The sequence below is a fragment of the Sphingobium sp. TomMM35A genome, assembly GCF_054771735.1.
Genome location: NZ_BSRC01000001.1, coordinates 1,216,803 through 1,243,295, shown reverse-complemented (window position 1 = coordinate 1,243,295; position 26,493 = coordinate 1,216,803). Strand labels below are relative to the sequence as shown.

The 26,493-nt window shown below is 61.6% G+C and carries 31 protein-coding genes; 9 read left to right on the top strand and 22 right to left on the bottom strand.

Annotated elements, in window-relative coordinates:
• Positions 1-24: 24 nt before the first annotated feature.
• The 5 genes from ACYU8T_RS06150 to ACYU8T_RS06130 form a co-directional block, all read right to left on the bottom strand.
• Complete coding sequence (locus tag ACYU8T_RS06150) at positions 25-402, bottom strand: VOC family protein (protein ID WP_461158841.1); 378 nt, start codon at positions 400-402, stop codon at positions 25-27.
• A gap of 91 nt (positions 403-493) precedes the next feature.
• Positions 494-1,264 (bottom strand): RcnB family protein, encoded by a 771-nt coding sequence (locus ACYU8T_RS06145; protein ID WP_461158840.1) that lies wholly within the window; start codon positions 1,262-1,264, stop codon positions 494-496.
• A 126-nt stretch (positions 1,265-1,390) separates the two neighbouring features.
• The gene (locus ACYU8T_RS06140; RefSeq protein WP_461158839.1) at positions 1,391-1,876 is read right to left on the bottom strand and encodes a GAF domain-containing protein; all 486 of its coding nucleotides are present in this window, start codon (positions 1,874-1,876) and stop codon (positions 1,391-1,393) included.
• Between the two features lie 9 nt (positions 1,877-1,885).
• Positions 1,886-2,290 (bottom strand): alternative ribosome rescue aminoacyl-tRNA hydrolase ArfB, encoded by a 405-nt coding sequence (arfB, locus tag ACYU8T_RS06135; protein WP_461158838.1) that lies wholly within the window; start codon positions 2,288-2,290, stop codon positions 1,886-1,888.
• Complete coding sequence (locus ACYU8T_RS06130; protein ID WP_461158837.1) at positions 2,277-2,954, bottom strand: RluA family pseudouridine synthase; 678 nt, start codon at positions 2,952-2,954, stop codon at positions 2,277-2,279. Before ACYU8T_RS06130 ends, arfB begins: the two co-directional genes overlap by 14 nt.
• A gap of 65 nt (positions 2,955-3,019) precedes the next feature.
• Between ACYU8T_RS06130 and ACYU8T_RS06125 the strand changes: the two genes are divergently transcribed.
• On the top strand, positions 3,020-4,006 hold the full coding sequence (locus ACYU8T_RS06125) for an acyltransferase family protein (protein ID WP_461159761.1): 987 nt from the start codon (positions 3,020-3,022) through the stop codon (positions 4,004-4,006).
• Between the two features lie 102 nt (positions 4,007-4,108).
• Here the strand turns inward: ACYU8T_RS06125 and wrbA are convergent, their stop codons facing one another.
• Together wrbA and ACYU8T_RS06115 are read right to left on the bottom strand one after the other, a co-directional pair.
• On the bottom strand, positions 4,109-4,708 hold the full coding sequence (wrbA, locus tag ACYU8T_RS06120; RefSeq protein WP_461158836.1) for an NAD(P)H:quinone oxidoreductase: 600 nt from the start codon (positions 4,706-4,708) through the stop codon (positions 4,109-4,111).
• 116 nt (positions 4,709-4,824) lie between these two features.
• Positions 4,825-5,544 (bottom strand): pirin family protein, encoded by a 720-nt coding sequence (locus ACYU8T_RS06115; protein WP_461158835.1) that lies wholly within the window; start codon positions 5,542-5,544, stop codon positions 4,825-4,827.
• A gap of 105 nt (positions 5,545-5,649) precedes the next feature.
• Between ACYU8T_RS06115 and ACYU8T_RS06110 the strand changes: the two genes are divergently transcribed.
• Both ACYU8T_RS06110 and ctrA read left to right on the top strand, forming a co-directional pair.
• Positions 5,650-6,543 (top strand): LysR family transcriptional regulator, encoded by an 894-nt coding sequence (locus ACYU8T_RS06110; protein ID WP_461158834.1) that lies wholly within the window; start codon positions 5,650-5,652, stop codon positions 6,541-6,543.
• 208 nt (positions 6,544-6,751) lie between these two features.
• The gene (ctrA, locus tag ACYU8T_RS06105; protein ID WP_097092755.1) at positions 6,752-7,459 is read left to right on the top strand and encodes a response regulator transcription factor CtrA; all 708 of its coding nucleotides are present in this window, start codon (positions 6,752-6,754) and stop codon (positions 7,457-7,459) included.
• A gap of 201 nt (positions 7,460-7,660) precedes the next feature.
• Here the strand turns inward: ctrA and ACYU8T_RS06100 are convergent, their stop codons facing one another.
• Both ACYU8T_RS06100 and ACYU8T_RS06095 read right to left on the bottom strand, forming a co-directional pair.
• Positions 7,661-8,347 carry a hypothetical protein gene (locus tag ACYU8T_RS06100; protein ID WP_461158833.1) on the bottom strand — a complete coding sequence of 229 codons (687 nt, stop codon included), beginning with the start codon at positions 8,345-8,347 and terminating at the stop codon, positions 7,661-7,663.
• 100 nt (positions 8,348-8,447) lie between these two features.
• The gene (locus tag ACYU8T_RS06095; RefSeq protein WP_461158832.1) at positions 8,448-9,767 is read right to left on the bottom strand and encodes a S8 family serine peptidase; all 1,320 of its coding nucleotides are present in this window, start codon (positions 9,765-9,767) and stop codon (positions 8,448-8,450) included.
• Positions 9,768-9,855: 88 nt separating this feature from the next.
• On the opposite strand from ACYU8T_RS06095, the gene ACYU8T_RS06090 reads away from it, so the two are divergent.
• A complete protein-coding gene (locus ACYU8T_RS06090; protein ID WP_097091452.1) occupies positions 9,856-10,344 on the top strand; it encodes an RNA polymerase sigma factor in 489 nt (162 codons plus the stop codon).
• Positions 10,341-11,036 (top strand): anti-sigma factor family protein, encoded by a 696-nt coding sequence (locus ACYU8T_RS06085; RefSeq protein WP_461158831.1) that lies wholly within the window; start codon positions 10,341-10,343, stop codon positions 11,034-11,036. Before ACYU8T_RS06090 ends, ACYU8T_RS06085 begins: the two co-directional genes overlap by 4 nt.
• Positions 11,037-11,043: 7 nt before the next feature.
• Here ACYU8T_RS06085 and ACYU8T_RS06080 read toward each other — a convergent pair whose 3' ends face one another.
• Genes ACYU8T_RS06080 through ACYU8T_RS06060 form a run of 5 tightly spaced genes read right to left on the bottom strand, consistent with a single transcriptional unit; the run spans position 11,044 to position 14,010 of the window.
• Entirely contained in the window at positions 11,044-11,802 is a 759-nt protein-coding gene (locus tag ACYU8T_RS06080) for a metallophosphoesterase family protein (protein WP_201513757.1), read from the bottom strand.
• Positions 11,803-11,825: 23 nt separating this feature from the next.
• The gene (gene dcd / locus ACYU8T_RS06075; RefSeq protein ID WP_097091455.1) at positions 11,826-12,380 is read right to left on the bottom strand and encodes a dCTP deaminase; all 555 of its coding nucleotides are present in this window, start codon (positions 12,378-12,380) and stop codon (positions 11,826-11,828) included.
• Positions 12,381-12,388: 8 nt separating this feature from the next.
• Positions 12,389-12,832: a cytidine deaminase gene (locus ACYU8T_RS06070; RefSeq protein ID WP_461158830.1), complete on the bottom strand. Its 444-nt coding sequence runs from the start codon at positions 12,830-12,832 to the stop codon at positions 12,389-12,391.
• Positions 12,829-13,485 (bottom strand): GH25 family lysozyme, encoded by a 657-nt coding sequence (locus tag ACYU8T_RS06065; protein ID WP_461159760.1) that lies wholly within the window; start codon positions 13,483-13,485, stop codon positions 12,829-12,831. Before ACYU8T_RS06065 ends, ACYU8T_RS06070 begins: the two co-directional genes overlap by 4 nt.
• Before the next feature lie 42 nt (positions 13,486-13,527).
• Entirely contained in the window at positions 13,528-14,010 is a 483-nt protein-coding gene (locus tag ACYU8T_RS06060) for a UPF0262 family protein (RefSeq protein ID WP_247231237.1), read from the bottom strand.
• A gap of 118 nt (positions 14,011-14,128) precedes the next feature.
• Between ACYU8T_RS06060 and ACYU8T_RS06055 the strand changes: the two genes are divergently transcribed.
• Positions 14,129-15,613, top strand: a complete 1,485-nt coding sequence (locus ACYU8T_RS06055) for a replicative DNA helicase (protein WP_461158829.1) — start codon at positions 14,129-14,131, stop codon at positions 15,611-15,613.
• 45 nt (positions 15,614-15,658) lie between these two features.
• Here ACYU8T_RS06055 and ACYU8T_RS06050 read toward each other — a convergent pair whose 3' ends face one another.
• Positions 15,659-16,054, bottom strand: a complete 396-nt coding sequence (locus ACYU8T_RS06050; protein WP_461158828.1) for an MAPEG family protein — start codon at positions 16,052-16,054, stop codon at positions 15,659-15,661.
• A gap of 178 nt (positions 16,055-16,232) precedes the next feature.
• Between ACYU8T_RS06050 and ACYU8T_RS06045 the strand changes: the two genes are divergently transcribed.
• Positions 16,233-17,288, top strand: coding sequence for a family 43 glycosylhydrolase (locus tag ACYU8T_RS06045; protein ID WP_461158827.1), 1,056 nt, complete (start codon positions 16,233-16,235; stop codon positions 17,286-17,288).
• Between the two features lie 118 nt (positions 17,289-17,406).
• On the opposite strand, the gene ACYU8T_RS06040 is transcribed toward ACYU8T_RS06045, so the two are convergent.
• From ACYU8T_RS06040 to ACYU8T_RS06010, 7 genes are all read right to left on the bottom strand, one after another.
• A complete protein-coding gene (locus ACYU8T_RS06040) occupies positions 17,407-18,198 on the bottom strand; it encodes a phosphoadenylyl-sulfate reductase (RefSeq protein ID WP_201513761.1) in 792 nt (263 codons plus the stop codon).
• Positions 18,191-18,631, bottom strand: coding sequence for a DUF934 domain-containing protein (locus ACYU8T_RS06035; protein WP_247231234.1), 441 nt, complete (start codon positions 18,629-18,631; stop codon positions 18,191-18,193). The genes ACYU8T_RS06040 and ACYU8T_RS06035 overlap by 8 nt, the downstream gene beginning before the upstream one ends.
• A complete protein-coding gene (locus ACYU8T_RS06030) occupies positions 18,624-20,255 on the bottom strand; it encodes a nitrite/sulfite reductase (RefSeq protein WP_461158826.1) in 1,632 nt (543 codons plus the stop codon). Before ACYU8T_RS06030 ends, ACYU8T_RS06035 begins: the two co-directional genes overlap by 8 nt.
• Positions 20,256-20,257: 2 nt before the next feature.
• Positions 20,258-20,554 carry a DUF2849 domain-containing protein gene (locus tag ACYU8T_RS06025; protein ID WP_247231232.1) on the bottom strand — a complete coding sequence of 99 codons (297 nt, stop codon included), beginning with the start codon at positions 20,552-20,554 and terminating at the stop codon, positions 20,258-20,260.
• Positions 20,551-21,339, bottom strand: a complete 789-nt coding sequence (gene cobA, locus ACYU8T_RS06020) for a uroporphyrinogen-III C-methyltransferase (protein ID WP_461158825.1) — start codon at positions 21,337-21,339, stop codon at positions 20,551-20,553. The genes ACYU8T_RS06025 and cobA overlap by 4 nt, the downstream gene beginning before the upstream one ends.
• Before the next feature lie 134 nt (positions 21,340-21,473).
• Positions 21,474-22,907 (bottom strand): succinylglutamate-semialdehyde dehydrogenase, encoded by a 1,434-nt coding sequence (gene astD, locus ACYU8T_RS06015; RefSeq protein ID WP_461158824.1) that lies wholly within the window; start codon positions 22,905-22,907, stop codon positions 21,474-21,476.
• A gap of 113 nt (positions 22,908-23,020) precedes the next feature.
• The gene (locus ACYU8T_RS06010) at positions 23,021-24,415 is read right to left on the bottom strand and encodes a protein adenylyltransferase SelO family protein (RefSeq protein ID WP_461158823.1); all 1,395 of its coding nucleotides are present in this window, start codon (positions 24,413-24,415) and stop codon (positions 23,021-23,023) included.
• A gap of 67 nt (positions 24,416-24,482) precedes the next feature.
• On the opposite strand from ACYU8T_RS06010, the gene ACYU8T_RS06005 reads away from it, so the two are divergent.
• Complete coding sequence (locus tag ACYU8T_RS06005; RefSeq protein ID WP_461158822.1) at positions 24,483-25,352, top strand: alpha/beta fold hydrolase; 870 nt, start codon at positions 24,483-24,485, stop codon at positions 25,350-25,352.
• The gene (locus ACYU8T_RS06000) at positions 25,345-26,484 is read left to right on the top strand and encodes a glycosyltransferase family 4 protein (protein WP_461158821.1); all 1,140 of its coding nucleotides are present in this window, start codon (positions 25,345-25,347) and stop codon (positions 26,482-26,484) included. The genes ACYU8T_RS06005 and ACYU8T_RS06000 overlap by 8 nt, the downstream gene beginning before the upstream one ends.
• Positions 26,485-26,493: the final 9 nt, after the last annotated feature.

Genomic DNA, 26,493 nt, shown 5'->3' with positions numbered 1-26,493 from the left:
GCGCTCTTGGCGCTTCCTTAGGACCTATTTCGCGACAAGCGTGACAGCCTCGATCTTGTTGCCGTCGGGATCACGGACGAACGCGCCATAATAGTGCGCATCGTAGTTCGGCCGTACGCCCGGCGCCCCCTCGTCCGTTCCGCCCAGTTCCAGCGCCAGCCGATGAAACTCCCGCACGGTGTCCCGGTCGGCCGCCTCGAAACAGATATGGACGCCGTTCCCGGACGATGCCCGTTCCCCATCCAACGGCGTTTCCACGCTGAACACCACGTCCGTAACGCCATAATCCAGCGAATGCGGATAGTCGCGGACGCTGCGATATCCCAGCAGCGCCATCAGCGGGTCATAAAAGGCCCGTGCGCGTTCGACGTCATTGGTTCCAACCGACACATGATGAAGCATGTCTCGCCTCCCGGTAGCCATGGTTTGCTGCCAGGCTAAAACCGCTGACTCAGGCTGTGGTTGCGTTGGTCGCCCTGTCGATGCGGGTCGGTTAGCGGGGATCGATCACTATCGTCGTGGTTGTCGCCCCGGGATAATAATAGCCGCCAGCGATGTAGCCGGGAGCCTGCGTCGTCGTCACCATCGGTGCTCCGGGACCGCTGTGATGAACCACGGCAGGCGGTGCTGAATAAGGCGGAGCGTCATAGTCGACACCGTAGTTGCTCCGCGCTTCGCCTTCGAAGCGGCCCTCATATTCGCCGCTCATTGTCCGGCCGTTCTCATCGCGCCAGGTTCCGGTCCAGCGCCCCTCATATTCATGAGGTGGCGGAGGAGGGCCGTCATGCGCGGTCACATCGTCATCATAGGGGACGCCCGGCCGTGCGCGATCACCATCTTGAGCATCCCAATCGACGTTGCTGCGATAGTCGCGCACACGTCCGTGATCGTCGACCATCACCGCATCATCATAATAGCGGGACCAGCCATATCCGGCGACCGGTGCCGGAAGGCCATAGCTGCCATGATCTCCGACGCGATAGGCGGGGCGGGTCCAGTAGGAAGGCAGGACATAGCCCACCACCGGCTTCCTGTAGGCACCCCACCCGCCCGGCGCATACCATCCTGCGAACCAACGGCCCTGAACGCGCGGACCCCAGCGATGAACGACGGTCCCGCGATGCATCCCGGCATGAACAGGGCGCGCGCCGGAAAAGCCTTTGCCCATCATCGGGAGCGCTGCGCCGCTGCCATCTGCCATTGCCGGTGTGGCAAGGCCGACAGCAAGGCCGGTGCCTGCCAGCATGATGCTCCAGATCCGCATGCGAAACTCCCCGTTTGTTCATGGCCGCCCCATGCGCAGCCGCGATGTTAACGGTTGGTTTAGCATGATGATCCATCCCGATCCACGCGGGTGGAGGGCAAAGCCTGTCCCGAAACGAAGCAGCTTTCAGGCCAGGCGCTTGCCGATCCGTGCCATGATCATCTCCAGCCCCTCCAGGTCGGCAGCATCGAACCGCGCTGGGGTGGGGCTGTCGAGGTCAAGCACCGCGACAACCTGGCCATTCACCTCAACCGGCACGACGATCTCGGAGGCACTTGCCGCGTCACAAGCGATGTGCCCCGGGAAAGCATGAACATCCTCGACCAGTTGCGTCTGCCCTGAAGCTGCTGCCGTACCGCAGACGCCGCGGCCCAAGGGTATGCGGATGCACGCAGGCTTGCCCTGGAAAGGCCCGAGCACCAGTTCGCCGCCTACCATGCGATAGAAGCCCGACCAGTTGAGGTCCGGCAGAAACTGCCAGATCAGGGCAGCGACATTCGCCATATTGGCGATCGCGTCGGGTTCATCATTTGTCACCGCTTCCGCAGCGGCCAGCAGGTCCTTATAGAGCGTCGCCTTGTCCCCATCGGCCGGGGCGTTGAAGTCGTACATCGGAGGTCCTCAATCCAGCCGCACCTTGCCACGGCCTTGTTTCACTGAACTGCGCGCCTTCTTGGCGTCGACGCGGCGCGCTTTGGCCGCCTTGCCCGGCTTCGTGGCGATCCGTTTCGGATCGCGCTTGTAGGCCTGCGCAATCATCTCAGCCAGCCGTTCGCGGGCGTCCTGGCGATTGGCCTCCTGCGTGCGGAAACGCGACGCCTGGATAACGATCTCTCCGCCGGAGGTCAGGCGCGACCCCGCCAGTTCCTTCATTTTCCGATATGCATGCACCGGCAATCCCAGCCGGTATAGATGGACCCGCAGTTGAACAGCCGTAGCGACCTTGTTGACATTCTGCCCGCCGGGACCGCCGGCAGTGATGAAACGCTCCTCCAGCGCTTCTTCGGGAATGTCAAAGTCCGGCATCGTCCAGATACTCCGGCCCGAAACCCGCCGCCGCGAAGGTGGAGGGCAGGGGAGCGGTCGCCTCCGCCGGGGCTTTACTCCCGCGCGGGATGCTGAGGAAACGGCTGTGCAGCAGCATCGGTCCCTCGCCCCTCCCATATACCGGGTCCCCCGCGATGCCGAAGCCAAGGCCATGCAAGGCATGCGATCGGATCTGGTGAGTCCGGCCGGTGCGCGGCGTGAAAATGACCATGGCGCGCCCATCCTTGACCGCCAGTTTGCGCCACTCGGTCACGGCCGACTTGCCGTCCTTCGCTGCGATCATCCGCCATCCCTTTGCAGCGCTGCTGACCTTCTTCAGCGAAAGCTCGATGACGCCGCTATCGGGCTCCGGCACGCCGTCCAGCACCGCAACATAGCGCTTGCTGACAGTGCCCGCCTCGAATTCGGCAGCATAGCGTTTGTGCGCCTTCGGATTGCGCGCCAGCAACAGGCAACCGCTCGTGTCCCGGTCCAGCCGATGCACTGGCAGTGGCCAGCGCTGAAAACCAAATGTCAGCGATGAGAGATGATTCTCCAGGCTCAACGAACCGTCGCGCGGCGCGTCGACCGGCAGTCCCGCAGGCTTGTCGAGGATGATGGCTTCACCATCGATGAAGAGAACTCGGTCATGCAAAAGGGACAAGGAGTGATTCCCGAAGCAGTTGGAAAGATTGACGCGCGGCCTGCGTCCTATAGGTCGTGGTAGCCATGGAGAACAGGGGGGACGAGGTCCAGCAAAAGTCCGCACGGCGGCAACACGCGCAGGGTGGCGGTCGGCTCGAATGGATCGATGTTGCGCGCGGCATCGGCATCATCGCCGTTGTCGCAGGGCATGTCTGGACCAAAGGTCCTTTCCGGGACGCGCTCTACAGTTTTCACATGCCCCTCTTTTTTCTGCTCTCCGGCATGCTGTCCCGGCCACAGCCGCCTGAACGTTTCGCGCTGCGGCAACTGTTGTCGCAGATGCGCCCCTATGCGGCGTTCCTCGCACTGCTGATTGTCGCGGATCAGATCATCGAGCCGATGAAGGGGCAGCGGCCCATTTTCAACCAATGGCCAGAGGATCTCCTGCCGATCCTGCTCGGCGGGTCATGGCTACGCGGGCCCTATACCATATTCTGGTTCGTGCCTTGCCTGATGGTCTCGCGCATCCTTTTCAATGCGTTGCTTTCCCGCTGGTCAGATCCGCTGGACCGCCGATGGTTGATCACGATCATTCCCGCAATTGTGTGCGCATATGCGGTGGGAGAGATGACGAAAGCCTCTTTGCTGGGATTGCTCACCGTTCCAATGGCATTCGTGCTGCTGTGGGTGGGTGCGGCGTGGCAGCTGGTGCAATGGAAGCAATGGATGTGGTTGCCATTGGGCGGGATCGGGCTGGCGGGATTGTCAGGACTGCTCCCCACGCTCAACATGAAGGCGGCCGATTATGGTCTGCCCATCTTCTCGCTGGCTTCGGCGGTCGCTACATCGGTGCTGATCTTTCGCATATCCGTCCATCTCGCGCCCTATGGCGGTTGGTTGGCGGCGGTGGGGAGGGCGTCGCTCGTCATCATGTATCTGCATGTCGCGGTGATCCACTATCTCTCGCCGCATCTCGATGAACCCTGGCTGCTGCTGAATGCGTTGCTGCTGCCGACCGGCATCTATTATCTGCTGCGCGCCACCCCTGCAGCTCGCCGCCTCTTCCTCTGAAAAAAAAGGGGCCGGCGCACCCATCCCGTGCACCGGCCCCAATGTTGCGCCTTGCGACCCAAGGCTCAACCGCTGCACCGAGAGGGGGAGTGCAGCAAATGTCTAGCCGTGCAGCTTGATAGCCGTCTCCGCGATCTGCTTGCCCTGATAACGAGCACCTTCCAGTTCATCCTCGTCGGGCTGGCGGCTACCATCGCTATGCGCGATGGTTGTCGCGCCATAGGGTGCGCCGCCGCGAACCTTGTCGACGCCCATCTGGCCGGTGTGGCCATAATCCAATCCGACGATCACCATGCCGAAATGCAGCAAGTTGGTGATGATCGAGAATAAAGTCGTCTCCTGCCCGCCATGCTGGCTGGCGGTCGATGTAAAGGCGCCGCCGACTTTGCCGTTCAACGCACCCCGGGCCCACAGCCCACCGGCCTGGTCCAGGAACGCCGCCATCTGGCTCGACATACGGCCAAAGCGCGTGCCGGTGCCGATGATGATCGCGTCATAGTCGGCCAGTTCAGCGACGGACGCGACCGGAGCCTGCTGATCGAGCTTGAACCCGGCATTCTGTGCGACTTCCAGCGGGGCCGTCTCCGGCACGCGCTTGATATCGACCTGCGCTCCAGCAGCGGACGCGCCTTCCGCCACGGCTTTGGCCATCGTTTCGATGTGGCCATAGGATGAGTAATAGAGGACCAGCACCTTTGCCATGACGAGTCTCCAATCTTGTTAATGCATTGAACGGAAAAAGGTTTCTTGAGGGGTTTGGCCGCCCGCCACGTCAGGGGGTGGGGCAGGGCGGGCGGCCGTAGGCTCCACAGCGGAGCCTATTCGCTGTCTACCAACACGATTTCACTGTCCTCAATCGCGGTGATCGTGATGGGCTGTCCGCCGAGGATCGCAGCTCCATCGCGCGCTTCGAACGTCTGGCCATCGATTTCGATGCGCCCAGTCGCGGGAACGAGGTACAGGTGACGTCCCTCAACGCTTTCATAGGTGACGCTCGTGCCAGCCTTCACCGTCCCGCCCAGCAACCGGGCGTCGGCACGGATGCGCAGTGCTTCCTGATCCTCGGCATAGCCGCTGGCGAGCACCACCAGCTTTCCGGAGCGATCGTCCCTGGGAAAGGGCTTCGCGCCCCAGCTCGGGGCGTCGCCCTGCGCCTTGGGGATGATCCAGATCTGGAACAGGGTGGTCGTCTCGTCCTCCAGATTATATTCGGAGTGACGGATGCCGGTGCCTGCGCTCATCACTTGGACGTCACCTGCTTCCGTGCGTCCTTTGTTGCCCAGGCTGTCCTGGTGCGTGATCGCGCCCTTGCGGACATAGGTGATAATTTCCATGTCGCGGTGCGGGTGCGGGGGGAAACCGGTGTTCGCCGCGATCTCATCATCGTTCCATACGCGGATCGCGCCCCAACCCATGCGATCGGGATCAAGATAATTGGCGAAAGAAAAATGATGGCGGGCATTCAGCCACCCATGGTCGGCATGGCCGAGGCTGTCGAAGGGACGGCGTTCGATGCGGCTTGCTGCGGTGATGTTCATTGCTGTGCCTTTCCTTGGCGGGTAACCATTCCCGCTTGCTTTCGACCTATTTAGCGATAAGGATTGTTTCTTAAATCAGCAGTGTCGAAACGGATTGTTTCCTTTATGCGCCTTCCTGATCTCGAAGCTTGGGCGATGTTCGCTGCGGTCGTTGAGCATCGCAGCTTCACTGACGCGGCAAAGGCGCTTAGCATATCGAAGGCGACGGTTTCAAAAGCCGTCACGCGCCTTGAGCAGCATCTCGAAACCAGCCTGTTCAACCGCACGAGCCGCCGCCTTGCGCTGACGGAAAGCGGAAAGCGTCTGGCCGCCCATGCTGCCCGTATTCTGGAAGAGGGCCAAGCCGCCGAAGAGGCGGCGCGGCAAGACACGGCAGAATTGTCCGGCACCATCCGGCTAGGTGCGCCGATGACGTTCGGGCTCCTCCGCATCGCGCCGCTGATTGCCGAGTTTGCCAAGCTTCACCCTGCCGTCGATGTTGATCTTCACCTTTCAGACGCGCGGATCGATATGGTCGAGATGGGGCTCGACGCCACTCTTCGTATCGCGGACATGCCGGACAGCTCATTGCGGGCGCGGCGGCTGGGCGACGTCAAGCTTCACGTCATCGCCTCGCCTTCCTATCTCGCGGAGCGGGGACGTCCTACCCATCCTTCCGACCTCGGCGCCCATGACTGTCTTTGCTATTCCAACGCCCCAACGCCTGACGTCTGGCGTTTCTCTGGACCGGGGCAGCAGAATGTCGTGATCCAGGTCAGGGCGCGCATTACCGTGAATAGCGGTGACGCGATGCTGCCCGCGTTGAAGGCGGGCATAGGTATCGCACGGCTGCCCGACTTCATCGTCAGCGATGGCCTCGCGTCAGGCGAATTGGAGGAGGTGCTGGTCGACTGGAGACCTCCGCCCCTCGGTCTACACTTGGTTACACCGCCCTCGCGCTTGCGCCCCGCGCGCGTTGAAGCGTTGCTTGACTATATTACTCGCCACCATGGCTGCTAGGGTTCGTTGCGCAGGCGAATCTATCTTGACTCGAAATGAATCACTTCACCGGCAAATCTTTGTAAACAGATTCAATTTCCCGCGACTCGCGCATTTCTGCGGGTTAGCGAAAAATTAACCTTTGTCCTTCAGAGGTTTTTTGGTTAATGAATTGGAGCAGACGCCGTTCTTAGGGGTTGACGGGATCTGCAAGGACAGGGGCTTCAATATGCGCGTTCTGCTAATAGAAGATGAACCGACCACGGCCAAGGCGATCGAGCTCATGCTCACGACCGAAGGCTTCAACGTCTACACTACCGACCTTGGCGAGGAAGGGCTCGACCTGGGGAAGCTGTATGACTACGATATCATCTGCCTCGACCTGAACCTGCCGGACATGCACGGATATGACGTGCTGAAAAAGCTTCGCGCCGCCAAGGTGCAGACGCCGGTTCTCATCCTTTCTGGTATCGCGGAGATGGATAGCAAGGTTCGCTCCTTCGGTTTCGGCGCCGACGATTATGTGACCAAGCCTTTCCATCGCGAAGAACTGATCGCGCGGATTCACGCCGTGGTCCGCCGCTCCAAGGGGCATTCGCAGTCGGTCATCCGCACGGGCAAGCTGGCCGTCAATCTCGATGCCAAGACCGTGGAAGTCGACGGTAACCGCGTCCACCTGACTGGTAAGGAATATGCAATGCTGGAGCTGCTTTCGCTCCGCAAGGGCACGACGCTGACCAAGGAGATGTTCCTCAATCATCTCTACGGCGGCATGGACGAGCCTGAACTCAAGATCATCGACGTTTTCATCTGCAAGCTGCGCAAGAAGCTGGCGCTCGCTTGCGGTGGCGACAATTATATCGAAACCGTCTGGGGCCGCGGTTATGTGCTGCGCGATCCTGATGAGGCGGAAGAGATTGCGACCAAAGTCGCCTGAACCAATATTTTCTAGCTGCTGAAAAAGGTCGGTGATTCATAATGGTCGCCGGCCTTTGCGTTGGTACTGCGCTTACGTCCGCCCCGAACCATGTGGAAAAGGGCCAGCGATCCTTGTGGATCACCGGCCCTTCCATGTCAGGCGAATTAGGGGCGGAGGAAAGGGCTTAAAGCCTCAGGTGGGGGAACCGCCCCTTAGGGGTCAATTGTCCGCCTGATTGGAAGACGTGCTTTCACTGGAGCCCGCGGCTTGTCCGCTTCCAGACAGTTGGCCCGTGGCATTCAGCGCGGCACTTCCATTCAGAACGCCACCGCCGCTTCCAGCAGGTTGCGCGGCGCTGGATTGGGCTGCCCCGGCAACGTCGCCAGCCGCCGATCCTGCACCATTAACGGCGCCGCTGGCCCGATTGCGCGCTGCGTCGGCCGTTGCGCTCGCTTGTCCCTGCGCCGCCGCGCCAGCGGTGACCGCACGATCTCGCACCGCGCCTGCCGTCTGGCTCGCACGATCGCGAATGCCACCGACGGCATTGGCCACATCATTGGTGCCCAACGTGTCTGCAGTCAGGCTGCCGCTTGCCGATCCGCTGGCCGAGCCCGAGGCATTTGCGCCGCGGCTTTTGCCCTTGCGGCTGACTGACCCAGCAGCAGCACCGTCGGCGCGGCCCGAACCCGACCCGCCAGCCGACACACGGCCATTGTTGAGGTCAACGCTGCGATCAATGCCAATGCCGCCCGAGCCGTTCAATGTTCCGCCCAGCGATCCGCCAACGCCACCCAGAGTGCCGCCAAGGCCTCCACCCAAGCCGCCTCCGCCGCCAAGCAACTGAGCAGACGCAGGCGCGCTGAGGGCGGCGAGGCAAGCCGTGGCAAGAATGATTGTCTTCTTCATCGATCGTCTCCTTGTTCGTTGTCGATCCGATGACAGGAGAACGCGATCGCGATGCGACTTAATCCCGGGTGCCGGGATAAATTCTACAAGTAACTGAAAATCAATTATTATTTCTGCATTCGCCGCAGATGATGCCATGGCCGAATGCTTTGCTGGGTCCCGCCTTCGCTTCGGCGATCAGCCCATTCAAACTGCCTTTCGCCACCAGCCGTCCTGCAACGAGGGGCGCCGCGAAAGAAGTCCCTCTAACCCGGCCTTTTCCGCCATCGGCACGGGCCGCATACATGTCGGCGCCAGGCGCTGCGAAATCGACGTGCCGGGCGCGGCCCGCTTCCGGCAGCAATCGGCCCCGGCCATCGACCCCCGTTACAGCCACGACGTCGGGATAGGATGCCGGATAGGCGGGAGGGGCAGCCGGGCCGTCATTGCCCACAGCAGCTACAATCCTGACCCCCCTGTCCCGCGCAAGACGGATCGCGCCTGCCAATAAGGGGTTGCTGGGACCCACCAAACTTACCGTCACCACCTTCACCCCACGCGCAGCCATCCATCCCAGCGCGCGCACGATCGCAAATGCGCTGCCGCCGGCGGGATCGTCACCATAGACGTCTGCCACCAGAAGCGGCGTGCCTGGCGCTGCCCCCCGGATGGCGCCCGAACCGCTGATCAGGGATGCCACGGCCGTACCATGTGCACTGGCCCGGGGGGCGCCCCGTGCGAAGCCGCGCTGCTCGATCGCGCCAGGGAGTGACGCGTGGCGGGCCACGCCTCCGTCAATGATGCCGGCGGCAGGCGAAGTTACAGTGGAGCCGCCTGCCAGAGCCGCTCCTTTCAATTTTGGTGCGGCACCTCCAGGAAAATAGAGGTTGTCCGCGCTCGCCTCCGCTTCCGGCGCGATGGACCGGACCTGCTTCAGCGCGCTGGCTAGGCTCCGGCCAGCCGGTATCGTCAGCCGTGCGAGCGGCAGGCCAATCCCTTCGACAGTATCGCTCGCTACAGAATATCCCGCGCGACGAAGCGCTTCGATGCTTGTTGGACTTGCCCCCATCAGCAGGACGACGCCACGCCGTGCCACTTCCTGCCTGTCGTCCAGTTCGACGCTGTCACGATGTCGCCGGAGCAGGTCAGCAATCCGCGCTGTCCTTTCTGCCACCAGGCGCTCCGCAAGCCTGGCCGGGGGAAGCCGATCCAGTCCGGCCCGATCTAACGCGCGATCGGCATTATCAAGCAGTTGGGGAACGGCATTGTCGATCGAACCCAATGCGCCACCGGGGGACGGCAGCAATTGCGCCTGAGCAGCTGGGCCCGTCAGCATCAATCCAACAATGATCCAGGAACGATGCATCTTCATCTCAATCTCTTCACCCTCGCAGGACCTGGGAGCAAAGCCCCCTGTCCTTTCGCATTCATCATGACCCATCGCGAATTAATTTCCGCTATATCCATCTCGTCAGGGATGAAACGCGCGACGCCAGCCGTTTCATCCCTGAACATGAGATGGAGAACGGATGTCGTTTGAGAGCGATCTGTTGGCGATCCTTCCCCGGCTACGCCGCTTCGCCGTCAGCCTTTCGCGGGATCGCGCCGATGCGGACGATCTCTGCCAGGCAGCGCTGGAACGGGCGCTGAGGGCGCGCGACCAATGGCAGCCGGGGACAAGGTTGGACAGCTGGATGTATCGTATCATGCGCAATCTCTGGATCGATGAAGGCCGTTCGCGTCAACGTGCTTTGCGGACCTTTGCGCCTGAAGAAGCCGGGCAGAATGTCGGCTATGCGGGGGACCATGACGTGGAAGCGCATATGACCCTCTCCGATGTCGATCGGGCCATGCAGGCGCTTCCCGACGAACAGCGGGAAGCCATTGCCCTCGTTCTCGTGGAGGGGCTGTCCTACAAGGAAGCGGCCGAAATATTAGGCGTCCCGATGGGCACATTGACGTCACGTCTGGTCCGCGGTCGCGGAGCCCTTATCGAACTGTTGGGAGAAGCGGCATGACCGACATCGACGAAGCCATGCTGATCGCCTGGGTTGACGGAGAATTGGACGAAGTGAGCCGCCGCCGTGTCGACCGCGCCATCGCGGAAGATCCGGCGCTCGCCCAGCGGCTAGCGGCGCATCGTCAGCTAAGGGAACGCCTCTCTGGCCATTATGCGCCGGTCGAAGCGGAGCCGGTTCCACCGGGCATGCGGGCCCTGCTTGAAGAAAGCGGCAAGATCATCCCGATCGGCCACTCATCAGCACCCCGGCAGCGCAAACTGTGGATAGGCGGCGCAATCGCGGCAAGCCTTGTGCTCGGCCTTGGGATAGGCCGCATGTCCCATGGTCCAACTGGGCCGATAGGGTTGAGCAATGGCGTCATGATGGCGAAAGGCGACCTTGCATCGGCGCTGGAAACCCAGCTCGCCTCTGCTCAACAAGACGCGCCCATCCACATCGGTCTCAGCTTCAAACGGCGAGGCGGCGGGTGGTGCCGCAGCTTCGAAGGCAGCATCATGTCGGGCGTCGCATGCCGGGAAGGGGGTGGGTGGCAAGTTGAGCAGTTGGTCCCGGCCGGGTCTCGCTCTACAGAGTATCGTCAAGCTTCGTCGACAGACGAACGGGTCACCTCAACGATCGATGCCTTGATGGAAGGCGCTCCTGCCGACGCCGCGCAGGAAGCTGCCGCCCGGGCGAGCGGATGGCGGTAGCTTCAGTTCAGGTTTGCAGCAGCCAGCGATCGGTGCCTTGAAGACCGATCGCTGTCAGCTTGCCGCTCTTCCAGGCGCCCGTGTCTATGCCGATCCGATTTGCCTGCTCATCAACCTCAGTGGAGATGCTGTGGCCATGAACGACCATGTAGGGATGGGGCTGCCGGTCATGCAGAAATTCCGCCCTGATCCAGCGCAGGTCGGCTGCTTCCTGTTCTTCCAGCGGCAGTCCTGGCCTGATCCCGGCATGAACGAAAAGGTAATCGCGCATGACCAGGCTATCTTCAAAGGCGTCCAGGAAATCGACATGCTCGCGCGGCACGTGGCGCAGCATCCATGACGCCATATCGCCATCCGTCATCGCTGCTCCGATGCCGGGTTCCAGGCCATAGCTCTCCAGCGTTGCTATACCGCCGATACGGCGGCAATAGGCCGCGAACTGCGCACTGCCGCGCGCGGCGCCAACGAACACTTCCTCATGGTTGCCCTTGATCAGGTGGACGTTGCGCGAAGCACCAGCGAGCGCCATAGCGCGCTCGATGACTGCGGCGGACTGCGGACCGCGATCCATCAGATCGCCAAGCAGGACGAGATGGCAGGGCAGGGGAGCGCGAGCCCCATCGTCCTGTTCGATCAGTTGCAGCAACTGCTCGAAAAGGTCCAGCCGCCCGTGAATGTCACCGATTGCATAGACCCGCCGGTCCGAACCGATATCCGGCACGAACGACGGCGCAGGCTGCGATCTGGAGCGGAAAAATCTAAACATCCCGCTCCATCCTCGCACAGCGTTCAGAGTCGAGGCAATGTGACGCCTTGCTGCCCCATATATTTGCCAGCGCGATCAGCATAGCTGACCTCGCACGGTTCATTGCCCTTGAGGAACAGGAACTGGCACGCCCCTTCATTGGCATAGATTTTCGCTGGCAGCGGCGTGGTGTTGGAGAATTCCAGCGTCACATGGCCTTCCCAGCCGGGCTCAAGCGGCGTCACATTCACGATGATGCCGCAACGGGCATAGGTGGATTTGCCAAGGCAGATCACGAGGACGTCGCGCGGCACCCGGAAATATTCGACCGTCCGGGCGAGCGCGAAGCTGTTGGGCGGAATGATGCAGCATTCTGTCTTGCGGTCGACAAAGCTGTTCGCCGCGAAATCTTTCGGGTCGACGACCGCGCTGTCGACATTGGTGAAAATCTTGAACTCGTCCGCGACCCGAGCGTCATATCCATAAGAGGAGAGGCCATAGCTGATGCAGCCGTCACGGCGCTGATTTTCCACGAAAGGCTCGATCATTCCATGGGACATGGCCTGCTCGCGGATCCACTTATCGGACAAAATCGACATGGTTTTTCTTAGCTCTTGCTGGGAGGAACACGTCCCAAGTCGTTGGGACTGAATGAGAAAGGAAGAAGTTCGGTGACGTTGTGGCGAGCAAAGGACTCGCCATTGGCAGCGGCACAATAAATCGCGATTGGCCGCCCGGCTACCTGCTCTGCTTCATTGAGGATCTGACGGCACCGCCCGCAAGGCGTCACCGCTATGGTATCGCCTCCCACAACAGCGATGGCTTCCATGTCGGCCAGCCGTCCCTGCGCGTTCACCGCCGCAACAGCCACCGTTTCCGCGCAAAGCGAAAGCCCGAAGCTCGCATTCTCGAAATTCGCGCCGACGATAATCTCACCGCCAGCTAACCGCACCGCAGCACCGACGGCAAAGCCGCTATATGGCGCATAGGCATTGCCCCGCGCCGCGCGCGCGGCCTCGATCAAGCTTTCGACATCCGCTTCCATGCTCATGGCGCTACCACGCCCCATCTCACCGGACCATCGACGCCATCGATATGGCGCATGTCATTCGCCGTCCACATCACCCATCGCCGGGTGGCATAGTCTGGCGGGAAGAAATTGCCGTCCAGCCACAGCGTCCGGTTTATGCCCGACGCGATGTCATATTCCTCCTCGAAAGCCTTTGAGATGTTGAGGAGGACAGGCTTTCCGGCATTGCTCTCGACCAGGTTGACCAGCGTATTGAGTTCCGACAACACCGCGTCCCGTCCCGGCCGTGCAAGGCAGTTCGGATCGAAGTCCAACCGGATCACCGGGGGTAGGGCGGCATTGTCGCGTGGCACGGTCGTGATGAAACGTGTCGCCTGACCTGCCGCCCGGCTGCACAGGCTGAAATCCAGCACCGCGCCATAACGCAGTCCCGACGATCGCGCCGCAGACCAGTTCCGTGCAAAGGCAGGATCGCGGCCGTCCTTCCCCTTTGCCGCGCGGATATAAGCGAAATCAACGCCATTGGCGGCCAAGGTGCCCCAATCGATCGCGCCCCCGTCGGCGGTTACCGCCACGCCCTGAACCGGATAGACATCGCGCCCCGGCGCCCAGCGGCAGGCATAGACCCACGCGCCCCCCGCCAGCAGGGCGATGACAGCCGCGCCCGCAAGGATGCGGACCAGAAACTGGCCTGAAGAATGCTGGCGAATGTCCCCTTACCCCTTGATGTGCAGCACGCAGATCAGCGTGAACAGGCGTCGTGCCGTGTCGAAATCGACCTTGATCTTGCCCTCCAGCCGCTCGATCAGCATTTCCGCTGCGTCATTGTGAATGGCGCGGCGCGCCATGTCCACCGTTTCGATTTGCTGGGGCGATGCGTTGCTGATCGCCTGGTAATAGCTGTCGCAGATCGCGAAATATTCCCGGATCGGTCGTCGGAACCGGCCCAAGCCCAGGATGATCGCCTCCAGCGGCTCGCCATCCTCCCGTTTGATCTCGATCACCAGCCGCCCGTCCTCGACGCGCAGCAGCACTCGATAAGGCCCGCCATAGCCATCGCCGTGGACGCGCTGAGGTGCGAAATAATTGTCTTCAAGCAGGTCGAAGATGGCGATCCGCCGCTCCTGCTCGACATCCGCGTTGCGCCAAAGGATCGTGCGCTCGTCAAGCGTGATGTCTATGATGCGCGGGTCGGTCATGGGCCCCTAGTCCCTGCTTGCGCGGCCGTTGAAAAGCAAGGGGGAGTTCTCCACAGCTTTGCAGGATCTGTCGTAGCTTGCCCCTTGCGCAGCCGGGCTGCTGGCGCGATGAGGGGGGATGGTCGAATTGGTGCAAATGAACCCTGTCATGGAAGCAGGCATGCCTGAACTCCCCCGCAATGTGGAGGCGGAGGCGGCGTTGCTTGGCGCGCTGATGATCGACAACCGCATCGCCGAGGACATCCAGCTCAAGCTCAAGGCCGAGCATTTCTTTGAGCCCCTGCATGGCCGCATCTACGAAGCGGTCATGAAGCTGGTCGAGCGGGACATGGTGGCCAACCCCGTCACGCTCAAGCCGCTGCTGGAACAGGACCCGGCGCTCAAGGAGTTGGGCGGCATCGGCTATCTGGCGCAATTGACGGGGAATGGCGCCGCGCTTCTCGGCGCGCGTGACTTCGCAACCCAGATATACGACCTCGCTCTTCTTCGTCAGCTTGTGAATGTTGGCCGGGAACTCGTTGAAAATGCGCTGGATACGAGCGAAGACGTCAACCCACGCGAGCAGATAGAGCAGGCGGAAGTCGCGCTCTACAAAGTCTCGGAAGGGGAGGGAGAAACCGGATCGGTCAAGAGCTTTGCGACTGCCACCACCATGGCGGTCCAGGTCGCCGAGCGTGCGCTGAACAGTGGCGGGCACGTTTCCGGCATCACCACCGGCCTCACCAGCCTCAACGAAAAGATCGGCGGCCTCCACAATTCGGATCTTATGATCCTCGCCGGGCGCCCGGGCATGGGCAAGACCTCGCTCGCCACCAATATCGCTTATAATGCGGCGTCCCGCTGGATGCGCGACCATGCGGACGGCATCCCGCCTGAAAAGAATATGGGTGCGAAGACCGCCTTCTTCAGTCTGGAAATGTCCGCCGATCAGCTCGCAACACGCGTTCTGGCCGAACAATCGGGCATTAGCGGCGAAGCGCTTCGCATGGGCAAGATCAGCCGCGCCGACTTCCAGAACCTGTCCCGCGCCGCGCGGGAGCTACAGGAACTGCCCCTGTTCATCGACGACACACCGGGCCTGACGATCGCTGCGCTGCGCACCCGCGCGCGCCGATTGAAGCGGCGTCATGACATCGGCCTCGTCATCGTCGACTATCTTCAGCTGCTGCAAGGCAGCGGCCGGGGCAGTGATAACCGCGTGCAGGAAATTTCGGAAATTTCCCGTGGTCTCAAGACGTTGGCGAAGGAACTTAATGTTCCGGTTCTGGCGCTTTCCCAGCTCAGCCGTGCCGTCGAGCAGCGCGAGGACAAGCGGCCGCAGCTGTCCGACCTGCGTGAATCGGGCTCCATCGAGCAGGACGCCGACATGGTCTGGTTCGTCTTCCGCGAGGATTATTATGTCGCGGCGAAAGAACCGGGGAACAAGGAGAGCAGCGAGCATCTTGAATGGGCGCAGGAGATGGAGCGGATCTACGGCCTCGCCGAACTGATCGTCGCCAAGCAGCGTCACGGCTCGACTGGCCGCATTCGCATGAAATTTGACGCGAAGATTACCCGCTTCTCCGATCTCGCGGACGGCGGCTACATGGGTGATTATGAGTGACCTGTCCTCCGGTCCGGCCTGCTTCGAACGGCCGGGGGAGGGCGCTCAACCTGCAATGAGCGCCTGCAAAACCAGCACCAGCCCGATCAATCCTACCATATAGACCAACGTCCGGATGACCGGCACGCCAAAGGCGTAAAGCGGAAGATAGACGATCCGCGCGCCGAGCCACATCCATCCGCCGATTGCAGTCAAGTCGCTCGTCCGCTCTGCTAGCACCACGCCGAGCAACGCGACGATGGCGATCGGATAAGTCTCAAGGAAGTTCGCCTGCGCGCGCACCAGCCGTCCGGCGACGGGTTCCAACGGCGGCAGCGTCTCATCGCGCGCGCCCATATTCCATTTCGGCCCATATTGCTTGGTTTTGAAATGCCCCGCTGCGAAGATATGGACCAACAGGAGTACGCAGCTCCAAGCCAATATTTTAAGTTCGATCGCCACGCTGGTCCCCTTTCCCACGACTGATGCTGCCCACAGTATCGCCATTCCTGCACATGCGCCATGATGCTCGTCGCGTGGATGGCTTTATGCCAGGAGTAACCGCATGGCGCTCGACTGAACGGAACCGTTCGATTATGCAGTATCCTATGAACTGCCAATCGCATACAAGGACATAGCAGTGATCATCTCCCGGCGTCGCGCTCTTACCTTGCCCCTTCTTGCAAGCGCTTGGTCCGCTGCTCCAGCCTGGGCGCGCGAAGCTGGTAGAGGCTCGCGGCTACAATATACGGGCAATCCGCTGCGCCTGCCGATGGGGGTCTGCGACCCGCAAATTCGGATTTTCGATGACGTCGCCTGGCTCTATGCCACCCATGACGCCAGCCCCACGAGCCGCACCTTCACGATGAAGGATTGGCAGATCTGGCGAAGCGACAATCTCGTCAACTGGTCTCATGAAGGCACGCTGCGCCCGGAACAAACCTATTTCGGCAAGCCAAGCAACCACTGCTGGGCCACGGATGCTATCCGGCGCAATGGCAAATATTATCTCTATTTTTCCATGGGGCCTGAAAATATTGGCGTGGTCGTCAGCCACGCGCCCGCAGGGCCTTGGCGCGATCCATTGGGCAAGGCGCTGATCGCGAAGGGACAGGTTCCCACCGAAACGCGCGACCCCGGCATATTACAAGAGGCTGACGGCACCAGCTATATCGTCTTCGGCACCTATGACTTTTATATCGCGCGCCTCTCCGACGACATGATCTCGCTTGCCGAAACCCCGCGCCGGATCATGATCGCCGATCCTGAAGGGCCTTATGGTCGGGGTAAGACCGACGACAAACCTTTCCTGCATCGGCGCGGGAAATATTATTATCTATCCTGGGGCACCTATTACGGCATCGGCACCTCGCCCTATGGTCCTTTCCAATGCAAGGGTCCCTTGTTGCTGCCCGAAAATGTGGAGCCGTCCTTCCTCAACGACAGCTCCATGCGCGGCCGTTATGCGCCACCGCCCGGTTTCAAACCGAAAAATTGGCTGAACTTCGACCGTCATGGCTCCTTCTTCAAATGGCGCGGCCGCTGGTTTTTCGCCTGCAACGATCAGTCGCAGGAAGGCACCACGCCGCTATTTCGGCAGAGCGTGATCTTCGACGTCCACTATCTGCGCGACGGCAGGATCGCGCCGCTTAAGCTGACGGCGAACGGCGTGATCTCACCAAAGAAATCTGGCTGAAACGTCGATCATCACCCGTCATGCCAGCGGAAGCTGGCATCTCTGGCTTAAGGTCGCGACCACGCCTCACGATATCCGAGCTTCCGCTGAGATGCCGTGATCTATTCAGCTCAGGCCATCAGAAAACAGGCTGGTTGGCCGGGTCCTCTGGATCAACCGAGGGCGCGGGGATCGGCGTCACGGGCGAGTGAATGCCGCATTCCACCTTGTCCCAACCGCGCCAGCGTCCTGCGCGCGGGTCTTCACCCGGCAGCACCTTCGACGTGCATGGCTCGCAGCCGACAGACAGATAACCCTGCGCTTCCAATGGATGGCGCGGCAGGTCATGCTCGGCGAAATAGGCTTCCAGATCGTCCTTCGTCCAGTCGCCCAGCGGATTGATCTTCAGGCGACCGTCTTCCACCTCGAACCGCGGCATGTTCTGCCGCGTGGTTGACTGGAAAGCCTTGCGCCCCGAAATCCACGCATCCAGCCCCTGCTTGGCGCGGTTCATCGGCTCGACCTTGCGAATGTCGCAGCAGCCGTCAGGGTCGTAGGACCAGCGGAGGCCCGTTTCGTCCTTCTTCGCCAGAACGTCCGCATCCGGCGTGACCGACCGGCTGTTGATAAAGCCCATGCGGCTGATCAGCGTATCGCGATAGTTCAGCGTTTCCGCGAACATCTTGAGCGTATCGACGAAGATCACGGGGACCGACTTGTCGGCCCTCGCCACCAGATCCAGCAGCACGGCGCTTTCCGTGCCGAAGGAAGACACAACCGCCACCTTGCCGGCCAGACCTTCGGCAAAGACGGTCTTGAGCATCGTCAATGCATCCACGCCGTCAAAACGCGCGTTCAGCGCGTCCGCATCAGCCTGCGTGAAGGCAGGGCGGGCGTCGATGACGTCAAGCTGGCGGGCAGGTTCAGCCATATATACTCTCCGGGTGCCGCTTCGCCCAAACCGGGCTGCGGCCATCGACGGTCTTTTGATAGACGTCGGCATAGCGATTAAGGGCGCGCTCGACGGCGGCGTCGTCCAGCGCCTTGTCCGGGCGGAAGCTGTCAAAGCCGCAGCGGCGCATCGCGACCAACTGGTCAACCAGCACGTCGCCAACCGCTCGCAACTCGCCCTGATACCCCGCCTCACGCAGGATACGCGCCGCCGAATAGCCGCGTCCGTCGCCATAAGCGGGGAAGTTCACCTCGACCAGTGACAGCCGTTCGAGATAAGGCAGCAATTCGCGCGCATCCTCGCCCGCCTCGATCCTGACGGCGGTCGAATTGGACTGGCCCGTGAAGGATTCGACCGTCACGGCGGGTTCCTGCGCGGCTTCACCGTCGCGGAACGTCAGGAACTCAACCATAGATCGCCTCCTTGAAGGGCTTCATGCCAAGACGGCGATAGGTGTCGAGGAAGCGCTCCCCTTCCTGACGCTCGGCGAGATAGAGGTCCGTCACCTTCTCGATGGCATCCACGACGCCATCCTCGGAGAAGCCGGGGCCGGTGATCTGACCGACGGCAGCATCCTGCGCACCCGATCCGCCGAGCGACAGCTGGAAATTCTCCACGCCTTTCCGGTCCACGCCCAGCACGCCGATATGGCCGGCATGATGGTGACCGCAGGCGTTGATGCAGCCGGAAATCTTGACCTTCAGCTCGCCCAGCTCCTTCTGGCGGCCTGCGTCGGCGAACCGTTCCGAAAGCTTCTGCGCCAGCGGGATCGATCGCGCATTGGCAAGGCTGCAATAGTCCAGGCCCGGGCAGGCGATGATGTCGCCGATCAGGTCCAGATTGGCCTCCGCCAGTCCAGCCTCATCCAGCTTCTGCCAGATGGCGTAAAGTTCCGCCTTCTTCACATGCGGCAGGACAAGGTTTTGCGCATGGGTTACGCGCAGTTCGTCCAGCGAATAGCGTTCCGCCAGGTCTGCCACCAACTCGATCTGCTCGGCCGAAGCATCGCCGGGAATGCCGCCGCGCGGCTTCAGGCTGATGTTAACGATCGCATAGCCCGGCTGCTTGTGTGCCGCGACCTGCCGGTCCACCCAGAGGGCGAAGGCCGGGTCGCTGCGATCGATATCTTCGCTCAAGCCCTGCTCATAAGCCGGGTTGGCGAAGAAGGGCCGGATGCGCGCCAGTTCTTCACGCGGCGGATTGAGGCCGAGCGTGCGCATATGTGCGAACTCTTCCTCAACTTGCCGCTTATATTCCTCGACGCCCAATTCATGGACCAGGATCTTGATCCGCGCCTTGTACTTGTTGTCGCGGCGGCCATAGCGATTATACACGCGCAGGCATGACTCCAGATAAGGCACGATCTCATCTTCGGTGACGAACTCATTGATAAGCGGCGCAACCATCGGCGTCCGCCCCATGCCGCCACCGGCATAGACTTCCGCACCGATTTGCCCATCGCGCGATATCAGCTTGAGGCCGATATCATGCAGCCGCATCGCCGCGCGATCCTCCTCCGCCGCAATCACCGCGATCTTGAACTTGCGCGGCAGATAGGTGAACTCCGGATGGAAGGTCGACCATTGGCGCAGCAGCTCGGCCCATGGGCGGGGGTCCGTCACCTCGTCGGCGGCGACGCCTGCATATTGGTCGGACGAGATATTGCGGATGCAATTGCCGCTCGTCTGTATCGCATGCATCTCGACCGTCGCCAATTCGGCGAGAATGTCGGGCGCGTCGGCCAGCTTGATCCAATTATATTGCAGGTTCGTGCGCGTCGTGAAGTGGCCATAGCCCTTGTCATATTTGCGCGCGATCTCGCCCAGCTTGCGCATCTGCTTGGCGGACAGCGTGCCATAGGGAATGGCGACGCGCAGCATATAGGCGTGAAGTTGCAGATAGAGGCCGTTCATCAGCCGCAACGGCTTGAACTGATCCTCGGTCAGTTGCCCGGCGAGCCGCCGCTGCACCTGATCGCGAAACTCTTCGACGCGGGCATCCACGATGGACTGGTCATAGCTGTCATAACGATACATGGTCAGATCACCCAGTTGCCGGCATCGGCGTCGTTCGGTTTAAGCGTGAGGTCGGGACGCACGGTCGGACCCAGAGCGCGAATGCGATCCTTGATATGGGCGGGACGCACACCTTCGTCGGTTACGGTTGCATCGATCACATAAGGAGCGACCACGCGTAGCGCCGCTTCCTCGGCCCGCGCCAGTTCATCGCCCCGGTCGCCCACATCGACCGACTCGCTGACCTGCCGGGTCCAGCCATCGCCCGCCCACCAGATCACGTCCCCGGTGCCAAGGTCATTCCCGGTCAAAATCTTCACGAATGCATCTCCGCCCCATTATTCATTTGTGCAGCAAAGCCAGCCAGCACATCCTGCGCCAGCGCGTAAGCCGCAACGTCCCCAACCACAATCAGCGCCGGGCTTTTTACCTGTTCCCGCGCCACCATGTCGCCCAAGTCCGCCAGCAGCGTCCGGAGCGTCCGCATGTTCGCGCGCGTGCCATTTTCCATAACCGCGACCGGAATGGCGGGCGATACGCCATCGGCGATCAGCTTGTCGGCGATGTCAGTCGCCGTCGCCACACCCATATAGATAACCAGCGTGCGGCCATGACCGGCGAGCCCTGACCAGTCCTGATCCGTCAACCCCTTGCATTGCCCCGCCACGAAGGTTACAGCGCTTGCCGCATCGCGATGGGTAAGGGGTAGCTGCGCCTGCGCCGCACAGCCGATCGCTGCGCTGATGCCAGGCACGATTTCGACCGGCACGCCAGCCTTGCGGCATGCCTCCATCTCCTCACCACCGCGTCCGAAGACGAACGGATCACCCCCCTTCAACCGCACGACGCTGCGTCCGGCAAGCGCAAGTTCCACGAGCAGGGCGTTGATGCCCTCCTGTGGCATCGAGTGACGGCTGCGCTGTTTGGCAACGGAAATCAGTTCGGCTTCAGGCGAGGCCATCGCCAATATCTCGGCCGACACCAACCCGTCGTGCACGACGACATCCGCCTGCGCGATCAACCGCGCGGCGCGTAACGTCAGCAGTTCCGGATCACCCGGACCCGCGCCGACGAGAAAAACGGTAGCAGGTAGTTGTTCGGCCATGCTGGGCAGATGGCGGAAGCGCGCAACGGTTTCAATTCAGAATGCTTTGCCGATGGCGAAGGAAAATTTGGGGCCTTGCTTCCCACCTCTTCATCCCAGCTTCTGTCAGAATGGCGGAAGAGGCGAGATGAACGTCAATCTCCCATCCCACTAGTATCGACTTCCTTCAGCCCGATCCCGATCGAAGCTCTGGGCTGCTCGATCTCCGCCGACGAAACCGGGTAAGCGCAATAATCCGCTGCATAATAAGCGCTCGGCCGGTGATTGCCCGAAATACCCTGACCTCCGAAAGGCGCAGACGATGACGCTCCGTTGGTCGGCCTGTTCCAATTGACGATCCCCGCCCGGATATTCGCCCAGAATTGGTTATACAGCTCCGGCGATCCACCGATAAGTGATGCAGAAAGGCCATAACGGCTATTATTCGCCTCGGCGATCGCAGCCGGGAAATCGGGAACGCGGATCACCTGCAACAAGGGCCCGAACAACTCGACGTCGGGGCGCTCGCTCATGTTGGTCACGTCGATGATCGCCGGGCTCAACAAAGGCCGGTCTTCCGACAGCCGGACGAGATGCTTTATCGGCCGCCCGCCATGGCTCATCAGATAGAGGAAGCTTTCGGTGAGTTGGTCCGCGGCCTGATTGTCGATGACCGGCCCCATGAAAGGCGCAGGATCGGCATGGGGATGATCGATGATAAGCCGATCGGCAATTTTCTTGACCTCGCCGATCAACATATCGGCCAATTCTTCCTTGACGATCAACCGGCTCGCGGCCGTGCAGCGCTGACCGCTCGACAGGAAAGCCGATTGCACGACCAGGACGGCGGCGCTAGCGATATCGCCGGTATCCCAGACGACGACCGGATTGTTGCCGCCCATTTCCAGCGCCAATATCTTGCTCGGATTATTGGCGAATTGGCGATTGATCGTCAGTCCCGTAGAGGCCGAACCGGTAAAGAGAATGCCGTTGACGTCCTCATGCGCGGCAAGCGCTTTGCCCTCGTCCGGCCCGCCCAGCACCAGCCGCACGACGTCATGCGGCACGCCCGCCTCATGGTAGAAGCGCACCAGCATCTCGCCCACTGCTGGCGTCTTTTCGGACGGCTTGAACAGCACGCCATTCCCGGCGAGCAGGGCAGGCACGATATGGCCGTTGGGCAGATGAGCAGGGAAATTATAAGGGCCAAGCACTGCCATCACGCCATGCGGCTTATGCCGGACGGATTGGCGAGCACCCATCGCCGCTTCCAGCCGCCGCTGGCCGGTACGTTCCGAATAGGCGGCCACCGAGATATCCACCTTGTTCATCACGGAGGTGACTTCCGTTCGCGCGTCCCAAAGCGGCTTTCCGGTCTCCCGCGCGATCAGGTCCGCCAGCGCCTCCTCATTGGCGCGCACGACATTTACGAAACGGCGCAGCGTCTCGATACGATAGGAAATCGGCTGAGCCGCCCAGGATGGCCATGCCGCCCTGACCCTCGCAACCTCCGCCTCCACATCGCTGGCATTTCCCTGCCACAGCAATGCACCGGTGGCGGGTTCAGTTGAAGTCAGCGTTGCGGACATACAATCGATATGGCGAATATTGCCCTATGAGGAAAGGGGGGCACTCATAACAGGCAGCAACAAGGTGCCTTCTCCTTTGAGGCGAGAGGGGTGTGGAGATGGGGGCACCAGTCTCAAGGTACTTCCGGGCCACGCCCCAAAGCCTCACCCATCCGCCGGATCGCCGCGACTTTCTCCTGCAACGGCGACCAATCATCCCGTTCGGCGATCGCGCTCCAGATGGACTCGACTTCGTCTATATGCATCGAACAGGGAGCGGCATCGCTCCAATAGGCATGGTCTTTTCCGCCGCTTGGTTCCATCCCGGCAACAGCTTCGCGGAACGGCGCCCAAGCCTCGCTCGAATAATCTGTTCCCTCGCGCGGTTCGCCGCCTCGCCAATCATGAAAGAAACGATCGATCTGTGTCTCGCTTGCGGCCATTCCCTTGGCGGCTGCCTCGATCATTGCGTTCACATCGCCTGAGAGGACGACGCCTAGCCGCCAGCAAAAGCGCCGCGCCATTGCCTCTCCGAACAATTGGGGAAACCGCTCCAGTTGCTCGATCAGCGGTTCGGCTTCGACCAAGGGTCTCAGCGAAACAGCCAATTGCGCCACATCCCAGTGAATCGCTTCAGCCTGCCGTCCGAAGGCATAAAGCCCGGCATGGTCGAAATAGGCGGCCGTGAAACCCGGCTCCCAATAAGGCGTAAAGCGCCACGGGCCATAGTCGAAGCTTTCGCCCGTAACATTGATATTGTCGCTGTTCAGCACGCCATGAACGAAACCCGCGACCATATAGCTCGCCGCCAGATCAGCCGTCCGCTCGACCACGCGGCCCAGCAACTGCGCGGGCGCATTGTTTCCCGGCTCTTCATTATAAAGGTTGCGCAGCGCATAGTTGGTGAGCCGCTCCAGCAGAGGCTTATCATCGAAATGGGCGGCGCGCTGAAAGGACCCGATGCGGATATGGGAATGGCTCAATCGCACCATGACCGCAGAGCGGGTGGGGGAGGGCTCGTCATGCCGCTCCAGCCCCTCGCCCGTCTCGATCAATGAAAAGGTTTTCGACGTGTTGACGCCCAGCGCCTCCAGCATCTCGGTCGCCAATATCTCGCGAACGCCGCCTTTCAGCGTCAACCGCCCATCGCCGAAGCGGCTGTAGGGCGTCTGGCCCGATCCTTTCGTCCCGAGGTCCAGCAACCGTCCGGCTTCGTCCCGCAACTGCGCGAACAGGAATCCCCGGCCATCGCCAATGTCAGGATTATAGACCCGGAACTGATGGCCATGATACCGCAATGCCAGCGGCTGCGGCAGGCTGCCTGACAATGGTTCGAATCGGCCGAAGTGACGAAGCCACTCCTCATCGCTCAGCCGGTCCAGCCCCACGCTCGCTGCCGCCCTATCGTTCCGATATCGCAATATCGTCTGCGGGAAGTTCGCCGCTGCGACTTCATCGGCGAAGTCGGGCTGCAACGCGAAGATTTCCTTTGCCGGATTGTATCTGCTGGCTTGCGAGGATTTGTCCATGCGGCGATATGGGGGGACAAGGCGGGCAGTTACAACCGCTTCGCTGTAATTTGAGGACGCACGACCGTTGACCAGCTTCACTGACGGCTACTGGTGGTCTCCCGACGGCCTCAGGCTCCACTATCGTGACTATGCCGGCGGTGAAGATGGCCGCCCGCCGCTGCTGTGCCTTCCCGGCCTGACACGCAACGCTCGCGATTTCGAACCCTTGGCCGATCGCCTCGCGGGCGAGTGGCGCCTCATCTGTCCCGACATGCGCGGCCGTTCCGAAAGCGCGCAGGCGAAGGACCCGATGACCTATGTCCCGCTAACCTACTTGCAGGACATCAGCCGCCTTTTAGCCGATCTCGCCATTACCCGTTTCGTCGCGATCGGCACCTCGCTCGGCGGCTTGATCACCATGTTGATTGCCGCGACTCACCGCGAATGGCTGGCAGGCGCGCTGTTGAACGACGTGGGGCCAAAGCTCGAACCGGCGGGGCTCGACCGCATCCGGACCTATGTCGGGGTCGGCCAGTCGCATCAAAGCTGGGTTCAGGCCGCCCGCGCGCTGGAAGAAGCCAATCGCGACATTTACCCCCGCTACGATCTTGAACAATGGCTTGCCATGGCGAAGCGCCTCTACCGCCTCAACAGCGGCGGCCGCGTCGTGTTGGACTATGATATGCGTGTCGCCGAACCCCTCCGCCTGTCGGGAGGCGAGGCGGGGGTCGATCTCTGGCCTGTCATGGCGTCTTTTAATGGCATCCCCTCTCTCATCCTACGGGGCGAAAGATCGGATCTGCTCAGCGCTGCCACTGCGCAGCGCATGCTTTCGGAAATGGGCCCCAGTGCGGAGCTTGTGACAGTTCCCGATGTCGGCCACGCTCCGCTGCTCGACGAACCGGAAGCCGCTGCCGGGATCGACCGCCTGCTCGCACGAGTCCTGCATGGCTGACACCCGAAGCGGGCCGCCGCGCCTGCTGCATGTTCACGGCAGCTTTTCCCTGGGCGGCAAGGAAGCGCGCGCTGTCCGCCTCATGAACCTGTGGGGCGATCGCGCCAGCCATACGATTGTCAGCGCCGCTCCTGACGCCATGGGCGCCCGGTCCGCGATCGCGCCGGGGGTAGAGGTCAGCTTCCCCGACGCGCCACCGTTGACCGGCCGCCCCGGCGCAAGCCGCTTTCGGGCGTTGGGACGCTTCCTGTCGGGCTTTGATCTTGTACTCACCTATAATTGGGGAGCTATGGACGCCGTCATGGCGCATCGCGTCTGCGCGCCTTTCCTGCGCCTGCCGCCGCTCATCCATCATGAGGACGGCTTCAATATCGAGGAGGCAGAGCGGCTCAAAACGAAGCGCAACCTCTATCGCCGACTGGCGCTCCAACGCGCCCAGGCCATAGTCGTGCCGTCCATCCGGCTGGACGAGATTGCGCGAAGAACATGGCGTCAGCCCGCGTCAAAGGTTCATCTGATCCGCAACGGGATTGATGTAGCGCGCTATGCTGGCGCTGTTCCCGGCGCCATTCCCGGCCTCGTTCGCTCGCCTGGCAAGCTGCTCGTCGGGACATTGGCCGGATTGCGGCCGGTCAAGAATATTCCTCGCATGGTACGGGCAGTCGCGCCGCATCGTGATAAGTTGCAACTGGTGATCGTGGGCGAAGGCCCTGAGCGGGCGGCGATCCTCGCAGAGGCAGCCAAGCATGGCATCGACGATATCTGCCTGCCCGGCTTCCTTCCCGACCCCTCGCGTATTCTCGGGCTGTTCGACATTTTCGCGCTGTCGTCCAATAGCGAACAGTTCCCGATCTCGCTGGTGGAGGCCATGGCCGCGCGGCTACCTGTCGCGTCCACCGACGTAGGGGACGTGGCGCAAATGGTCGCCCCGGAAAATCAGCCATTTATCGCACAGGACGAGGCTGGACTTTCGGGAGCTCTCGGTCAACTGGCCGCCAGTGCCGATCTTCGCATCCGTCTTGGCGAGGCAAATCTGCGCCGGGCGCAGCGCGACTTCGAAGAAGCTGCGATGGTTGATGCCTATGCGGGGCTTTATGGACAGGCACTATCCAGCCCTCATATTTTGCGGTAGGGCGCGCCC

Coding starts and splice junctions, on each gene's coding strand:
- ACYU8T_RS06125 (WP_461159761.1), top strand. CDS start 3,020: ATGGAGAACAGGGGGGACGAGGTCCAGCAAAAGTCCGCACGGCGGCAA.
- ACYU8T_RS06035 (WP_247231234.1), bottom strand. CDS start 18,631: ATGGTTGAGTTCCTGACGTTCCGCGACGGTGAAGCCGCGCAGGAACCC.
- ACYU8T_RS06100 (WP_461158833.1), bottom strand. CDS start 8,347: ATGAAGAAGACAATCATTCTTGCCACGGCTTGCCTCGCCGCCCTCAGC.
- ACYU8T_RS06095 (WP_461158832.1), bottom strand. CDS start 9,767: ATGGGTCATGATGAATGCGAAAGGACAGGGGGCTTTGCTCCCAGGTCC.
- ACYU8T_RS06055 (WP_461158829.1), top strand. CDS start 14,129: ATGGTCGAATTGGTGCAAATGAACCCTGTCATGGAAGCAGGCATGCCT.
- ACYU8T_RS06150 (WP_461158841.1), bottom strand. CDS start 402: ATGCTTCATCATGTGTCGGTTGGAACCAATGACGTCGAACGCGCACGG.
- dcd (WP_097091455.1), bottom strand. CDS start 12,380: ATGTCGATTTTGTCCGATAAGTGGATCCGCGAGCAGGCCATGTCCCAT.
- arfB (WP_461158838.1), bottom strand. CDS start 2,290: ATGCCGGACTTTGACATTCCCGAAGAAGCGCTGGAGGAGCGTTTCATC.
- ACYU8T_RS06060 (WP_247231237.1), bottom strand. CDS start 14,010: ATGACCGACCCGCGCATCATAGACATCACGCTTGACGAGCGCACGATC.
- ACYU8T_RS06010 (WP_461158823.1), bottom strand. CDS start 24,415: ATGGACAAATCCTCGCAAGCCAGCAGATACAATCCGGCAAAGGAAATC.
- ctrA (WP_097092755.1), top strand. CDS start 6,752: ATGCGCGTTCTGCTAATAGAAGATGAACCGACCACGGCCAAGGCGATC.
- cobA (WP_461158825.1), bottom strand. CDS start 21,339: ATGGCCGAACAACTACCTGCTACCGTTTTTCTCGTCGGCGCGGGTCCG.
- ACYU8T_RS06090 (WP_097091452.1), top strand. CDS start 9,856: ATGTCGTTTGAGAGCGATCTGTTGGCGATCCTTCCCCGGCTACGCCGC.
- ACYU8T_RS06030 (WP_461158826.1), bottom strand. CDS start 20,255: ATGTATCGTTATGACAGCTATGACCAGTCCATCGTGGATGCCCGCGTC.
- ACYU8T_RS06000 (WP_461158821.1), top strand. CDS start 25,345: ATGGCTGACACCCGAAGCGGGCCGCCGCGCCTGCTGCATGTTCACGGC.
- wrbA (WP_461158836.1), bottom strand. CDS start 4,708: ATGGCAAAGGTGCTGGTCCTCTATTACTCATCCTATGGCCACATCGAA.
- ACYU8T_RS06110 (WP_461158834.1), top strand. CDS start 5,650: ATGCGCCTTCCTGATCTCGAAGCTTGGGCGATGTTCGCTGCGGTCGTT.
- ACYU8T_RS06145 (WP_461158840.1), bottom strand. CDS start 1,264: ATGCGGATCTGGAGCATCATGCTGGCAGGCACCGGCCTTGCTGTCGGC.
- ACYU8T_RS06040 (WP_201513761.1), bottom strand. CDS start 18,198: ATGGCTGAACCTGCCCGCCAGCTTGACGTCATCGACGCCCGCCCTGCC.
- ACYU8T_RS06115 (WP_461158835.1), bottom strand. CDS start 5,544: ATGAACATCACCGCAGCAAGCCGCATCGAACGCCGTCCCTTCGACAGC.
- ACYU8T_RS06080 (WP_201513757.1), bottom strand. CDS start 11,802: ATGTTTAGATTTTTCCGCTCCAGATCGCAGCCTGCGCCGTCGTTCGTG.
- astD (WP_461158824.1), bottom strand. CDS start 22,907: ATGTCCGCAACGCTGACTTCAACTGAACCCGCCACCGGTGCATTGCTG.
- ACYU8T_RS06085 (WP_461158831.1), top strand. CDS start 10,341: ATGACCGACATCGACGAAGCCATGCTGATCGCCTGGGTTGACGGAGAA.
- ACYU8T_RS06140 (WP_461158839.1), bottom strand. CDS start 1,876: ATGTACGACTTCAACGCCCCGGCCGATGGGGACAAGGCGACGCTCTAT.
- ACYU8T_RS06070 (WP_461158830.1), bottom strand. CDS start 12,832: ATGAGCATGGAAGCGGATGTCGAAAGCTTGATCGAGGCCGCGCGCGCG.